12 protein-coding genes are annotated in these 13,891 nt (G+C 61.5%); 1 reads left to right on the top strand and 11 read right to left on the bottom strand.

The genetic code is table 11. The features are described from left to right. Positions 1-180 precede the first annotated feature (180 nt). The 8 genes from truA to SELSP_RS12315 all read right to left on the bottom strand — a co-directional run bounded on the left by truA (position 181) and on the right by SELSP_RS12315 (position 10,604). Complete coding sequence (gene truA / locus SELSP_RS04360) at positions 181-957, bottom strand: tRNA pseudouridine(38-40) synthase TruA (protein ID WP_006192965.1); 777 nt, start codon at positions 955-957, stop codon at positions 181-183. Then, positions 954-1,760 (bottom strand): energy-coupling factor transporter transmembrane component T family protein, encoded by an 807-nt coding sequence (locus SELSP_RS04355; protein ID WP_006192964.1) that lies wholly within the window; start codon positions 1,758-1,760, stop codon positions 954-956. The genes truA and SELSP_RS04355 overlap by 4 nt, the downstream gene beginning before the upstream one ends. Next, positions 1,754-2,617, bottom strand: a complete 864-nt coding sequence (locus tag SELSP_RS04350) for an energy-coupling factor transporter ATPase (RefSeq protein WP_013740713.1) — start codon at positions 2,615-2,617, stop codon at positions 1,754-1,756. The genes SELSP_RS04355 and SELSP_RS04350 overlap by 7 nt, the downstream gene beginning before the upstream one ends. Beyond that, complete coding sequence (locus SELSP_RS04345; RefSeq protein WP_006192962.1) at positions 2,602-3,462, bottom strand: energy-coupling factor transporter ATPase; 861 nt, start codon at positions 3,460-3,462, stop codon at positions 2,602-2,604. Before SELSP_RS04345 ends, SELSP_RS04350 begins: the two co-directional genes overlap by 16 nt. Before the next feature lie 161 nt (positions 3,463-3,623). Further along, positions 3,624-4,163: a hypoxanthine phosphoribosyltransferase gene (gene hpt, locus SELSP_RS04340; protein WP_006192960.1), complete on the bottom strand. Its 540-nt coding sequence runs from the start codon at positions 4,161-4,163 to the stop codon at positions 3,624-3,626. After that, entirely contained in the window at positions 4,129-5,631 is a 1,503-nt protein-coding gene (tilS, locus tag SELSP_RS04335) for a tRNA lysidine(34) synthetase TilS (RefSeq protein WP_006192959.1), read from the bottom strand. The genes hpt and tilS overlap by 35 nt, the downstream gene beginning before the upstream one ends. 113 nt (positions 5,632-5,744) lie before the next feature. After that, entirely contained in the window at positions 5,745-6,200 is a 456-nt protein-coding gene (locus SELSP_RS04330) for a S1 domain-containing RNA-binding protein (RefSeq protein WP_006192957.1), read from the bottom strand. A gap of 225 nt (positions 6,201-6,425) precedes the next feature. After that, complete coding sequence (locus tag SELSP_RS12315) at positions 6,426-10,604, bottom strand: autotransporter outer membrane beta-barrel domain-containing protein (protein ID WP_006192955.1); 4,179 nt, start codon at positions 10,602-10,604, stop codon at positions 6,426-6,428. 364 nt (positions 10,605-10,968) lie between these two features. Here SELSP_RS12315 and SELSP_RS04320 point away from each other — a divergent pair, with 364 nt between their 5' ends. Continuing rightward, positions 10,969-11,826, top strand: a complete 858-nt coding sequence (locus tag SELSP_RS04320) for an Rpn family recombination-promoting nuclease/putative transposase (protein ID WP_013740710.1) — start codon at positions 10,969-10,971, stop codon at positions 11,824-11,826. 72 nt (positions 11,827-11,898) lie between these two features. Here SELSP_RS04320 and pyrR read toward each other — a convergent pair whose 3' ends face one another. The 3 genes from pyrR to lspA form a co-directional block, all read right to left on the bottom strand. Next, entirely contained in the window at positions 11,899-12,453 is a 555-nt protein-coding gene (gene pyrR, locus SELSP_RS04315; protein WP_006192953.1) for a bifunctional pyr operon transcriptional regulator/uracil phosphoribosyltransferase PyrR, read from the bottom strand. Between the two features lie 77 nt (positions 12,454-12,530). After that, complete coding sequence (locus tag SELSP_RS04310) at positions 12,531-13,436, bottom strand: RluA family pseudouridine synthase (RefSeq protein WP_006192952.1); 906 nt, start codon at positions 13,434-13,436, stop codon at positions 12,531-12,533. A gap of 1 nt (position 13,437) precedes the next feature. Continuing rightward, positions 13,438-13,884 (bottom strand): signal peptidase II, encoded by a 447-nt coding sequence (gene lspA / locus SELSP_RS04305; protein WP_006192951.1) that lies wholly within the window; start codon positions 13,882-13,884, stop codon positions 13,438-13,440. Between the last annotated feature and the right edge of the window lie 7 nt (positions 13,885-13,891).

Here is a 13,891-nt window from a genome sequence, read left to right as displayed (position 1 = left end):
CTGATGCTTCTCGCACTTACTCCTATCGGCTTTCTTAGACTAAATCCCATAGACTTACATCAGCGGAAGTTACTTTGCGAATTTACGCTTCACCAGATTCCCGCGCTCGCACAGAAATTGATAGGGAACAAAAAACACGGACGAATCCGTCAGCTTTGTGCCAGATTCATCCGTGCATCCTTAATACTCGACGCTTTCCAAAAACAAGCCGCATGCAGGCGCAGTCGCCGAGGCACGCTTTCGCTCGCGGCTCGCGAGGATCGCGGCGAAGTCCGCCCGCGTGCGCCGCCCCTTGCCGACATCGACGAGCGTGCCGACGATGTTGCGCGCCATGTGGTAGAGGAAGCCGTTCGCATGGAAGCGGAACTCGATCCTCTCGCCCTCAATGCGTCTGCCCTCGGCGCTGTACATCGTGCGCACGGGCAGCATCGGCGCACCGCCTGCGGCACGAAACGCCGAAAAGTCGTGCGTGCCGAGGAGCAGCGCCGCCGCCTCGTTCATCGCTGCGAGGTCGAGCGGCGTGCCGACGTACCAAGCGTAGCGCTCGCTGAACGGGTTCGGCGTATCCCCCTCCTGTATGCGGTAGATGTACGACTTGCTCTTCGCGCTGTGACGTGCGGAGAAGTCGCGCCCCTCTTCCCGCGCCGCCTTGACGACGATGTCGGGCGGCAGGACGCTGTTCATCGCACGCACGATGCGCTCTGTCGGGATGCGCCCGTCAGTGAAGAAGTTCACGACCTGCCCCATGGCGTGAACGCCCGCGTCGGTACGTCCCGCCGCCGCCAGTTCGATCGCATCGCCGAAGACGAGCGCGAGCTTTTCCTCCAGGACGTTCTGCACGGCGCGGATCGGCGGGCTCTGGCGCTGAAAACCGTGGTACGCCGTGCCGTCGTAGGCGACGGTCAGACATACATTGCGCGCGCGCGCCTTCATCCTTTCCTTGTGCTCGCGCTTCATGCGATGCCGCCGAACTTCAAGGCGGCGAGCGCCGCGAAAAAGAGTGCGCCGAAAGCGTAGGCGACATAGTCGATGGAGCTGATGCGCAGCGCCTTCATCTGCGTGCGCCCGACGCCGCCGCGATAGCAGCGCGCCTCCATCGCCAGCGCGAGATCGTCGGCGCGGCGAAAGGCCGAGATGAAGAGCGGCACGAGCACGGGCACGAACCCCTTGACGCGCTCGATGACGCTTCCCTCCGTGAGGTCTGCGCCACGCGCCTGCTGCGCCTTCATGATCTTGTCTGCCTCCTCGATCAAGGTCGGCACAAAGCGCAGCGCGATCGTCATCATCATGGCGATCTCGTGCGCGGGCACACCGACGCGCTTCGCGGGCTGCATGAGGGTTTCCAAGGCATCGGTCAGGGCGAGCGGCGAGGTCGTATACGTGAGGAGCGCGGACAAGAGAATCAGAAGCGCCAGCCTGAGCGCGATGAAGAAGCCCTTCGCCGCGCCCTGCCAAGTGAAGTCAAAGAGCCACACATGGAAAAAGGCGTCGCCCGGCGTGCTCACGAGGTGGATGACGAACGTGAAAGCGATGATCCACGAGAGCGGCTTCAGCGCCTTGAGCATCAAGAGGAGCGGCACGCGGCTGACAGCGATCAGCGCCGCCGTGAACGCCGTCAGCGCCGCATAAGCGAGCGGCGAGTCAAAGACGAAGATCGCCGCGAGGAAGAAGAACAAGAGGACGATCTTCGTGCGCGGATCGAGGCGGTGCAGGAGCGAATCGCCCGGGAAGAACTGCCCGAGCGTGATGTCCTTCAGCATAGTCTTCGCCTCCCCAGAGCCTCTTTGATGCGCGCTGCGCCATCCGCCGTGTCGAAGGCGGCGGGATCGAGGTCGAGTCCCTTCTCGCGCAGCTCTTCCAGAAGCTCGACGAGATGCGGCGCACGAAGCCCCGCCTCCGCCAGCCTTTCCTTGGCGAAAAAGACTTCGCGCGGCGCACCTTCGAGCGTCGCGCCGCCCGCATGCATGACGATGAGGCGGTCAGCATAGCGCGCGATGTCGTCCATATTGTGCGAGACGAGCACGATGGTCACGCCGCCCTGCTCATGCAGTTCGGCGAGACGCACGAGGAGCGCGGCGCTCGCACGCGGGTCAAGCCCCGCCGTCGGCTCATCGAGCACGAGATAGCGCGGCTTGAGCGCCAAGACGCCCGCGATCGCCGCACGCCTCCTTTGCCCTCCGGACAGAGCGAACGGCGACCGCGCCCCAAACTCGGAGACAGGAAGCCCCACGAAGTCCAGCGCCGCCCTCACGCGCTCCTCGACCTCCTGCGCGGAAAGCCCGAGACGCATGGGGCCGAAGGCGACATCCTTTTCCACCGTCTCCTCGAAGAGCTGATGCTCGGGGTACTGGAAGACCATGCCGACGCTGCGCTTCGCCTTCTTCGCCTCCGCGCCCTTCTTGCCGATGTCCGTGCCGTCGACGAGAACCGTTCCGCTGTCGGGCTGCAGAAGGCCGTTGAGATGCTGCACGAGCGTCGATTTGCCCGATCCCGTATGCCCGGCGAGCGCCGTGAAGCTGCCCGCCTCGATCGTCAGCGAGACATCCGAAAGAGCCTTGCGCTCAAACGGCGTGCCGCGCATGTATGTGTAGTCGATATTTTTCAGCACGATGGACAAAGCGCACTCACCAATTCCTTATCCGTCAAGAGATCCTGCGGCAGCGATATGCCGTCCGCGCGAAGGAGCGCCGCCAACTCGACGGCGAGCGGCACGTCGAGGCCACGCGCCTTCATGCCCGAGACGTCCTGAAACACCTCGCGCGGCGTTCCTTCCGCCGCGATGCGCCCCTCCTCCATGACGATGACGCGGTCGGCGGCCGCCGCCTCCTCCATGAAGTGCGTGATATAGATGACAGTGATGCCCCTCTCGCGATGAAGCCGCTGCACCGTCTGCAAGACCTCCTGCCTGCCCAAAGGATCGAGCATCGCCGTCGGCTCGTCGAGCACGAGGCAGCGCGTCCGCATCGCCAGTGCGCCCGCAATCGCCACGCGCTGCTTCTGCCCTCCCGACAGGAGGTGCGGCGCTGCCGTGCGATAGCGCTCCATGCCGACGGCAGCGAGCGCGTCTCTCACGCGCAGGCGGATCTCCGCCGGCTCTATGCCGAGGTTTTCCGGTCCGAAGGCGACGTCGTCCTCGACGACAGCGGCGATGATCTGATTGTCGGGATTCTGGAACACCATGCTCACGAGCTGGCGGATGCGCCAAAGCTCCTGCGTCTCCTTCGTATCCAGCCCCGCGACCGTGCATCGGCCCTCGGTCGGCAGGAGGAGCGCATTGAAGTGACGCGCCAGCGTCGACTTGCCTGAGCCGTTCGTGCCGAGGACGGCGAGAAATTCGCCGTCGGCGATGGACAAGGAGATGTCGGAAAGCGCCCGATAGGCGTCCTCTTCCCCCGCATGGAATACATGCGAAAGATGTTCGGCACGAATGAACTCCGCCACGCTTCTTGCCTCCCCTGTCATGCGCGGACAAAAAACTGCCGCGCCCTTCTCTCATCTGCCGCAAATCACGCGATCAACAAAACATCCCCATTATACCCGATTTTAATTGTCAACACAAATAAAATTTCAGGGTAACAGTTCTAACCTGCCGGCAGCAAATTTCACGGAAAGCGCACGCCGTCTCATTTGCTGTAGATCTCGGGCTTCAGGATGCCGAGATACGGCAGATTCCTGTACTTTTGATCGTAGTCAAGCCCATAGCCGACGAGGAAGGCGTCGGGCACCTCCGCACCGCAGTAGTCGACCTTCACATCGACCTTGCGCCGCGACGGCTTGCTCAAAAGCGAGCAGAGCTTGACGCTCTTCGCCTTTCGATGGCGGAAGTTCTCCATCAGATAGTGCATGGAAAGCCCCGAATCCACAATGTCCTCAATGAGCAGGATGTTGCGCCCCGCGACGCTCTTCGCGAGGTCGAGGAGGATCTGCACATCGCCCGTCGAACTCGTACCGCCGCCATAGCTCGAAAGCTGCATGAAATCGAGCGTCACGGGCAGGTCGATGGCGCGCACGAGGTCGGCGTAGAAGAGCACGGCGCCCTTCAGAATGCCGACGGCGTAGATCTCCTCGCCCGCATAGTCGCGCGTGATCTCGCGCCCAAGCCGCTCCACCATCTCGGCGAGCTGCGCCTCATCGAAAAGAATCTTCTCCAAATCGTTGTGCATGATCGTATGCTCCTTCTTCAAAAACGGCGCGAAGCCGTACCATTGATTCATCTTCCTTCACCAGCGCGGACGAAAAACGCCGCACGCCTACCGCCCAGACGACCTCCCCATCACAGACGACGAGCGGCACGCGATCGCGCGCGGTGCGCGGCACATGCTCGTCGATGAAGAAATCCTTGAGCTTCTTCGTGCCGCAGGGAAGCCGCACGCGATCGCCCGCGCGGCGCGTGCGCACGACGGCTGCGGCAAGTACGCGAGACGGCAAGTAGATTTCCGAGCGTCCGTCCGTCCGTGGGCGCTCGCGGACAAAATCCGCGACGAGCGCGATGCCGAGCGCGGGCAGACGCGTCGCACCAGGCGCTCGAAGAGGTATGCCGCTCAAAAGATCGCTCTCCGCCATGCCGCCCGCCGTCCTATGCGAAGAAAGCGGCCTGCCTCCTGCACCGCCTTCCTCATGGGCAGTACGAATCGCGCCGACAAGAAAGACGCCCCTTTTTCCATCGAGGAAAAAGCGCACGCAGCCGGGCAAGTCCCACGAGAGACCGCCCCTTCCTTCCACCATCATGCGGCGCACCTGCTCGACCTGCCGCCAGCCCCAATCGTGCGATTCATCGACGAAGGCGCGCGCAGCAAGGCGCACGATGCGCCGCTGCAGGGCGAGCGGCTCGGCGCGAAACGCCGTGCGCGAAAGCGCAAGGCTTTCGTGCGCCGCGCCCGCTGCCCGCCCCTCGCCGCAGACGACGCGCGAAAACGCTGCGTGCGCCATCTCATCGAGCAGAGCGTCGTCCGCGCGGGCAGCTTCCGCGAGGCGTACGAGCGCCGCGCCCGCCGACGCGTTGATATGCGCGGTGAGACGCGGCAGGATCTCCAGCCGCAAGTAGTTGCGCCGCGCCTCCGCCGCATCATTCGTCGCATCGTGGCGCACCTCGATGCCATGCGCCGCGCAGTGAGCGACAAGCTCCTCCTTCGTGCAGGCGAGCAGGGGGCGCACGACATCGCCCGTGCGCGGCGTCATGCCCACGAGACCGTGCAATCCAGCGCCGCGCAGGATATGCTGCAGCACCGTCTCCGCCTGATCGTCCGCATGATGCGCGACAGCGATCGCCTGAGCGCCGACACACGCCCTTACGCGGCGCAAAAAAGCGTAGCGCAGTTCGCGCGCCGCCGTTTCCAGCGACATCCTGCGCTCTTTCGCATACTGCGGCACATCTGCCGCCTCCACGCTGCAGGCGACGCCTCGTGCACGGCAGAATGCAGCGACATAGTCCGCATCTTCGCGCGATGCCTCACCGCGAATGCCGTGCTCGAAATGCGCGACATGCAAGGAAAGCGCCCGCCGCTCCTGCAAATGCAGCAGCAGATCGAGCAGCGCCATCGAGTCTGCGCCGCCCGAGACGGCAACCACGATGGAAGAGCCATGCGCCAGAAGGCCATGCTCCTCGCAAAAAGCCAAGACCTTATTCAGCATGAGATTCCCCCATCTGCCGTCGTCCGGCAAGCTCTGCACTACTCTTCCTCAATACGTCTCCCAAGACCATAAACAGGAAAAGCACTCCTTGTAAGAGTGCTTTTCTCATGTCGTCAATCCCTGCGCGAACCACGGCCGCCGCGCTTGGAATCCGTCTTGCGGCGCAAGTCCGTCAGCCTTTCATCGCTGTCCTTGAGGAAGCGCGACAACTTGTCTTCAAAGGAGGCACTGCCTGGGCCGAAACGCCCCTGCCGCCTAAAGTCCCCGCCTGCACCGCGGCGCGGCGGCATCGGACGGCGCGGAACCTCGCCGACCTTCTTCTCCATCGGCTTCTTTTCCTGCAGTTGCTTGATGGAAAGCCCGATCTTGCCGCGATCATCGATCGTCAAGACCTTGACCTTCACCTTGTCCTTCTCCTTGAGGAAATCATGGACGTCCCGCACATACTCATCAGCGACCTCAGAGATATGGACAAGACCGACCTTCCCCTCAGGCAGCTCGACGAACGCTCCGAAATTCGTGATGCCCGTCACAACACCCTCAACAATACTGCCTACTTCAATGGACAAATTATTTCCTCCTTAATTATACTGTGGGAATCGCCGACTGCGTCAGCACCCACCATCCCAGCGTCTTCTCCCGCGCTGAGTGTGCTTTCTTATTATACTCTTGCGCCTTTTGCGCTGTCAAGAACATCCGCGCATGAAACGAGAAAAACGGCGATGGAGCAAATAAGGAGGAGGATATGCCTCGGGCATATCCTCCTCCTTATTTGTGTTCACTGAGCGCCGCGGTCAGAACTTCCAGTCAAATCCTGCTCTAAAGCTCACGCCGCGCTGTTTGCCGAACCAGCCTTCGATGCTGAGGTCAGCCGTGGCATTCTTGCTCATCTGCGTCTTCCAGCCGAGTTCGAGACTAGTCGAGAAGCCGTTGAGCGAGGGCGCAGGAGTGGTGTAGGAGTTGCCGCCGACATGTACGGTGGCACGCGACTCACCGCCGAATTCGTACTGTAACGACGCGCCCAAGATGAGCGAGCCGCCCTTCTGCGGAATCAGCCAGCGTGCGCCCACACGCAGGCGGTGGCTGTCGACGGCGTCGAAGTCATAGCGCTCGCCCGTGGAGAGCTTCGTGTCCGTACCGTTCTGCCGTGTGTAGAAGTAGCGCAGGTAAAGCTCACGATCCATGCCGCTCTTCTCTTGTATGCGCTGTCCGACGCCCAGATGTGCGCCGATGTAGTTCGCATCGGTATCATAAGTGGTCGGCGTACCCGAAAGGATCGCGGAGTAGTCCATCGAGGAGCGGCCAAAGCGCAGGCTGCCCTCATAGAACATCCCGTCTTTCTGCTCCTGCCGGACGAAGCCGCCGATACCGACGTAGCGGACGGAGCCGTCGCCGTGCGCATCGTTCACGTAGCTGTCGTACGTGCCGCGCCCGTATTCGACGATGGGCCCGAAGATCAGTCGATCATCGCCGCGCTTCACTTCGCGCGAGAAGCCGACAGCGAGGTTCAGCCCCTTCATGTTGACATGCGAACCCGTCTCATGCCGCATGGAGGAGCCGCCGATGGCTGCAAAGGGGGCAAACCCCTCGACTGCCGCAGCTTCTACGGAAGCGCTCGCCATGCCGCCGCCTGCAGCGAGGTCCGCACCTGCGCCGAGGAAGGCGACCGCGCCTGCCATCGTCTCGACGACAGACTTGCGATTGTCCAACACCTGCTGTTTCGGATCGGGGGTCGGTGTAGGCGTTGGTGGTGTCGGCGGTGGTGTTGGCGGGGTCGGTGGTGTCGGTGGTGGGGTCGGCGGTGTTGGTGGTGTCGGCGGCGGGGTTGGAGGTGTCGGTGGTGTTGGCGGCGGCGTTGGCGGTGTCGGCGGCGGCGGTTTCGGCGTTGGCTTATCGCCCTCGTCGATGGCGGAGCCGTCGGTCTTGACAATCAGCTCCTTATTATCCTTGGTAATGCCGATCTTCGCCGTAGTCACATCGGAGACGCCCTTCCAGACGGTCATGGTGGTCGTGCCGTCCTTCTGGATCTGCGCTTTCTCTGTGTAGAGGAGGCGCAGGCGCTTCTCGGTCTCATCGCCGCGCAGATGCGCCGTGATGTCCGTGCCCGTGAGGTTGGTATTGCTCGTGGACGAGAGCCAGAGCATGGTGTCGTCCTTCGTCATGCCCGCGGGCAGCCAGAACTCAAGCTTTTGGAATCCATCGATGGATTCTGCCTTGATGCCCTTCGTCTCCTTGACGACGAGCGCGTTGCCTGCGATGTTCTTCGTCGCGCCCTTTGCGTAGTATCCATGGAGCTGCGCCGCAGAGAGGTTGGGCGTGCCCGTGATGACGATGCGGTTATCCTTGACGGTCGCGACGGTGCCGGCTGCACTGCCCGCATCCGCAGTGGCGGCATAGATGCTCTTCTGATAGATGCCGCCGCTGATGTTCACGGTGTTCTCGTTTGCCGCCGCCTGTCCTCCTGCGCCGTCTGTGCTGGCATAGCCGCCGTCGATCTCCGCCGTGAATGTGCCGTATGCGAGGTTCAGCGTGTTCTTGCTTGCTGTCGCCGTCGCAGCCGCCCCGTCAGCGGAGGCATTGACCCTGCCGCCGCGGACCTGTCTCCACGGAGCAGCGGCGGAGAGGGTGACGGTATTCTCTGATGCCGACGCTGTAACGGGGGCATCCTTGCCGACCGCCCCTACTGTGCCGCCGTACACATCGCTTGCCGCCGTCAGCGTACCGCCCTCTACGGTGACCCTGTTTTTGTCTGCCGCAGCCGCTGCGCCCGCGCGCTCTGCCGTGCCGGAGGCAACGCCGCCGATGAGCTCCTGCACTGTGCCGGAGGCGTTCTTCAGCAGCAGTACATTTTCATGTGCCGCAGCGGATGCGGTCTTCCCTGCCGCTTTCGTAATGACCACGGCATACCCCGCCTGGATGCGGGTGTCATCGAGCTTGGCATTGGTGAGCTTGACCGTGTTCTTCGTGAGGGCGGCGGTCGCTGCGCTCTTCGTTGAGATGAGTTCTGCCCAGCCGCCGTACAGCTTGTTCGCGAATGTACCGCCCGTGCCCGTGACGGCGTTCTCCGTGAGCGTTGCCGCCGCATCGCCCGCATTGTTCACTCTCAGGGCGGCAAGTGCGCCGTAGGCATCCTTCACCGCGCCGCCCGTGCTCGTGACGCGGTTCTTCGCTACATGCGCCGTGAACGATGCGCCGTCCTCGGAGGAAGTTTCCTGTGAGAGATAGACGCCATAGGCGCTGCTTGTCACCACGCCCTTTGCCTCGATGGTGGCGGCGTTCTCGGTCGCCGTGTATGTCGTCGCGCCGCCAAAGGCGTTCGTCGCCGTCATGTTCACGCCGCTCATGCTCTCCGCCGTGCCCTCCACGAGCCGCACCGTGTTCCCCGTCGCCGTGAGCGCGGTATCGGCCGCCGCCGTGGCGCTAGGATCCCGCCGATAGTTGATGTATGCACCGTGGATGCTTTCCACGGCATTCGCCTTCGTCACGGTCGCTGCGTTTCTCTCGGCGATTACCGCCGCTGTGCCGTCTTTCTGGCGGACAGAGGTGTCTATGCCATAGACACCCTCAAGCTTCGTGCCGCTCCCCTCGGCGCTGTTCTCCCGGAAGGTCGCCGTGAGATCCGCCGCCGCATTCGTATACATCTCCGCATAGCTGCCCGCAAGATTCGCGATCTCCTTGCCTGCCGCGCTCGCACGGTTCTTCTCTGCGAGGATCTCCGTCTTGCCGGCGTTCGCGTTTTGCGCGAGGATATGGCTGCCGTAGATTTTGTCCGCGCTGAGATCCGCCCCGCGCGCCGTGATGGTATTCTCCTTGGCGGTGAGCTTCAGATTCCCCGCTGCATCCCTCGCCTCGATGCTGCTGCCGGCGAGGGCTGCCGAGCTAGCGCTCTCGACGTCCGTGAGCGCGGCGCTGTTCTTCGTGGCGGTCAGTTCTGCCGCGCCGAACGCCTTGCCCAGACGCAAAAAGCCGCCGTAGGCGCTGCCCGCCTTGCCGTTCGTGAGCGTCAGCGTATTCTCCGCGAGCGTCCCCGTGACGGTACGCGTCGTCGCTGCCGTCTGCGTCAATATGCCATAGGCGCCATCTACCTCTGCAGTGGTGCCATGTGTGCCAAGCACCTTGTTCTGCGTGACGGTGAGGCTGACATCGCCCGTCGTGCTCCTCGCCGAGGCGTAGCCGCCGTAGCTCTCCCCGTTCGTGACGGCAGCAGCGGCGAGGTTCAGCGTGTTGCCAGCGGTGACGGCGGCTGCCGTACCCGGCATGCCGGATCCCGCACTATCTGTGCTTGCGTAGGAATCGCCGCCGTAGAGCTGCCCCAGGAACGTGCCCGCATCTGCCGTGACTGTATTCCCCTCTGTCCGTGCGGTCGCCGCCGCTGTGACGGTGGCGTCCTGGCCGACCGCCTCTGTTTTTCCGCCGTAGACATTGTTCGCCGCCGTCAGCGTGCCGCCAAGGGCGGTGACGCTGTTTTTGTCTGCGGCAGCCGTCGCACCACCAAGGTCTGCCTCGATATAGGCGTTGCCGCCGATGAGATTATTCGCTGTGCCGGAGGCGTTCTTCAGCTGCAGCACGTTTTCATTGGACGCAGCGGATGCAGTCTTCCCTGCCGCCCTTGTACGGGCAACGGCATGGCCCGCGCGGATGTGGGCGTCATCGAGCGCGGCATTCGTGAGATCGACCGTGTTCTTCGTGAGGGTGGCAGTCGCCGTGCCCGTCTCTGCGAAGACGTCTGCCACACCGCCCCGCACGTCGCCCGCAAATGTGCCGCCCGTGCCCGTGACGGCGTTCTCCGTGAGTGTCGCCTGTACATCCCCTGCATGGTCCGCGTGGAGCGTCACGGAGGCACCCATCGCCTTCTTTACCGTGCCGCCCGTATTCGCGACCGTGTTCTTTGCGGCGGCCGCCGTGAACGACGCGCCGTCCGCAGAGTTGTTTTGCTGCTCGATCTCTGCGCCCGCGACGCTTCCTGTCACCACACCCGCTGCCGCGACGGTGACGGCGTTCTCGGTCGCCGTGTATGCCGTCGCGCCACCAAAGGCGTTGTTGATGCGGATCTCGGCACCAAACAGTTTGGACAGCTTGCCCTCGTTGAGGTCTGCCTTGTTGCTCCCCGCGATGAGCGTCGTATCTCCCGCCGCCGTTGCAGCGCCGTCGCGCTCATATATGGAGGGTCATAGGCTGAAAATCTCAGAGTTTCCAAAAAAGATGTATTTTCCCACCTAAAGATCTATGTATTGAAAGAAATTAAAGACGATAGCCTTAGACATTTTCTTTTCCGACGTTATATCTTGTCGAAAAAATATGATTCATAGTATAATCAGATTGAGGAGGTGGCAATCCGTGAGGAAAACTCGGCGCACATATAAGGATTCACTGTTTCGAGATATATTCAACAACGAAAAGCGTCTGCCTGAAATCTATGAATGCCTGGAGGGCGCTTCGGCAGATATTCACGATATTCGCCTTACAACCATGGATGAAGTCTTCTTTGACAGCGAGAAAAACGACGTGAGCTTTATCGTCAAGAATCGTCATATCATTTTGCTTGAGCATCAAAGCACGGTGAACGACAATATGCCTCTGCGTATTCTTTGGTATATCGCAGAACTTTACCGTCAACACGTTACCGCGAAATCCCCCTATCAGTCAAAACGCATAGATTTGCCCGCACCGAAATTTTACGTCTTCTACAACGGCAGAGCAAACATGCCGAAACAATGGCAGCTGCGTCTATCCGATGCCTTTGGCGATACAAAAGGTGCAATGGAACTTATCGTCGAGGTCATCAACATCAATGATGCTGCAGGAAATGAACTCCTCGACAAATGTGCTCCGCTCAAGGCCTACAGCACTTTCGTCGCAAAAGTGCGCGAAAGCGTGCATGAAGGATGCACTCTCGATCAAGCCGTGCCGAGGGCGATACAATATTGCATTGCCAACGGCTATTTAACAGAATACTTTACGGAAAAACAGGAAAAGGAGGTCTTTGACATGGTAAGCTTCCAGTGGGATCAAGAACTTGCCTTGGAGGTTCGCGCGGAAGAGGCGCGAGAGGAAGGCATGGAGAAAGGCATGGAGAAGGAACGAGTTTTTTCCATCCGCAGCCTTATGGCGAATCTGCAACTGACGGCGGAAAAGGCCATGGATGCACTTTCCATTCCCAAGGAGGAGCAGGCGCGATACAAGGCGATGCTGTGAGATACGATACGAAAAAGAGAAGGGGCTGCAGGCAAAGGCGCTGCAGCCTCTTCTCTTTTTTGTATGCAGATGTCACGCCTCCTGCCTCTCGGCAAGCACGACGCGCTCCTCCGCGTCGTGCTCTTCGAGCATGACGCGAATCTCCTCCTTGGAGGAGGTCGGCACGTTCTTTCCCACGAAGTCGGCGCGGATCGGCAGCTCCCTGTGGCCTCGATCGATGAGGACGGCGAGCTGGATGATCTTCGGACGCCCCATGTCGATCAAGGCGTCGAGCGCCGCACGGATCGTCCGCCCCGTGTAGAGCACATCATCGACGAGCACGATGGTCTTTCCCGTGATGTCGACGGGAATCTCCGTCTCACGCACGACGGGCTGATACGCGAGAGTCGAGAGATCGTCGCGGTACAGCGTGATGTCGAGGACGCCGATGGCAGGCCTCGTTCCCTCAATCTTCTCAATCGCCGCTGCGATGCGCTCCGCGAGCGGAATGCCGCGGCTTCGTATGCCGACGAGAACGATCCCCGCCGTGCCCTTGTTCCTCTCCACGATCTCGTGCGAAATGCGCGTGAGTGCGCGGCGGATCGCATCTTCATCCATCAGAACCGTCTTGTCGACCAAGGTTGCCATATCATCCCGCCCCTTTCTGTCCTTCGATGGCGTTTTCGTCCATCAGCTGCCTTGCCTTCTCCACGTGTTCAGCCGCTTCAGCGCCCTCGCCGCAAGGCATGAAGGATCGCTTTCATATCCTCGGGCATTTCTGCCGCGAATGTCATGCGCTCTTTCGTGCGCGGATGCGCGAACGAGAGCTCGCAGGAATGAAGCGCCTGCCCCGCTATATCGGGCGTCTTCCTGCCGTATTTCGGATCGCCGAGCAGCGGATGGTCGATATATGCCATGTGGACGCGAATCTGGTGTGTGCGCCCTGTCTTCAGGCGGCACTCGACAAGCGTGTGCGCAGGGAAGCGCTCCACGACGCGAAAGAGCGTCGTCGCTTCCTTGCCGCCCGGCACGACTGCCATCTTCTTGCGCTCCGTCGGATGGCGGCCGATCGGCGCACGGATCTCGCCCCTGTCCTCGGCGATCGTGCCGCAGACGATCGCCCGATAGATGCGCTGCGCCGTCTTCTCCCGAATCTGCTCGGCGAGGTCGACATGCGCCCGATCGTTCTTCGCCGCCACCATGACGCCCGACGTATCCTTGTCGAGCCGGTGCACGATGCCCGGACGTATGACGCCGTTGATGCCCGACAAGTCCTCGCAGTGATGGAGCAGCGCATTGACGAGCGTGCCGTCCGCTGCTCCCGCCGCCGGATGGACAACCATGCCGCGCGCCTTATTGATGACGATGACGTCCGAATCCTCATAGAGGATGTCCAAGGGGATGTCTTCCGGCAGGATCTCCAACTCCCGCGCTTCAGGAAGTTCCGTCTCCACGGCATCCCCTTCGCGCAGCTTGGCATTCGCCTTCGCCGTCCTGCCGTTGACGAGGACGCAGCCGCTTTCGATCAGCTTTTGGATATGGGAGCGCGAAACCTCCAGTTCCCTGCCGGCGAGAAAGCGGTCGAGACGTTCTCCCGCAGCCCCTTCGTCGACGATCAGCCGTTCCTTCATGTCAAGCGTCCTCCGCAGGGTGCATCTTGAAGAGGATGGCGTAGATGATGGCCGCGACGCCGACGACGATGGCGATGTCCGCGATATTGAAGACCGGCCATATACGGAAATCAAAGAAGTCGATGACATGCCCGAAGCGCACGCGGTCGATCAGATTGCCCAGGGCGCCGCCGAGCAGGAGTGACGTGCCGCAGCGAAAGATGCGGCACTGGCGGCGGATGTAGGGCGAGAAAAGGCCGCCCAAGATGACGATGACGATGCCCATGACGATAAAAAAAGAGCGCTGATGGGCGAGGATGCCGAAGGCAGCGCCGGGATTCAAAACGAACGTGATATGAAAGACATCTTGTATGACGGGGATTGACATTCCCGGAAACATCTCATGGGCGACAAGGAATTTCACGACTTGATCCAAGACTACGATGCAAATGCTCAAAAAAATCGGCACGAGAACC

This window comes from Selenomonas sputigena ATCC 35185 (assembly GCF_000208405.1).
In the GTDB taxonomy this organism is placed as follows: Bacteria; Bacillota; Negativicutes; order Selenomonadales; family Selenomonadaceae; genus Selenomonas; species Selenomonas sputigena.
This window is presented reverse-complemented; position numbering and strand designations above follow the sequence as displayed.

Bases quoted from the DNA above. Each gene is read 5' to 3' on its own strand.
- truA (WP_006192965.1), bottom strand. From the start codon at position 957: ATGAAGCGCGAGCACAAGGAAAGGATGAAGGCGCGCGCGCGCAATGTA.
- SELSP_RS04355 (WP_006192964.1), bottom strand. From the start codon at position 1,760: ATGCTGAAGGACATCACGCTCGGGCAGTTCTTCCCGGGCGATTCGCTC.
- SELSP_RS04345 (WP_006192962.1), bottom strand. From the start codon at position 3,462: ATGACAGGGGAGGCAAGAAGCGTGGCGGAGTTCATTCGTGCCGAACAT.
- hpt (WP_006192960.1), bottom strand. From the start codon at position 4,163: ATGCACAACGATTTGGAGAAGATTCTTTTCGATGAGGCGCAGCTCGCC.
- tilS (WP_006192959.1), bottom strand. From the start codon at position 5,631: ATGCTGAATAAGGTCTTGGCTTTTTGCGAGGAGCATGGCCTTCTGGCG.
- pyrR (WP_006192953.1), bottom strand. From the start codon at position 12,453: ATGGCAACCTTGGTCGACAAGACGGTTCTGATGGATGAAGATGCGATC.
- SELSP_RS04310 (WP_006192952.1), bottom strand. From the start codon at position 13,436: ATGAAGGAACGGCTGATCGTCGACGAAGGGGCTGCGGGAGAACGTCTC.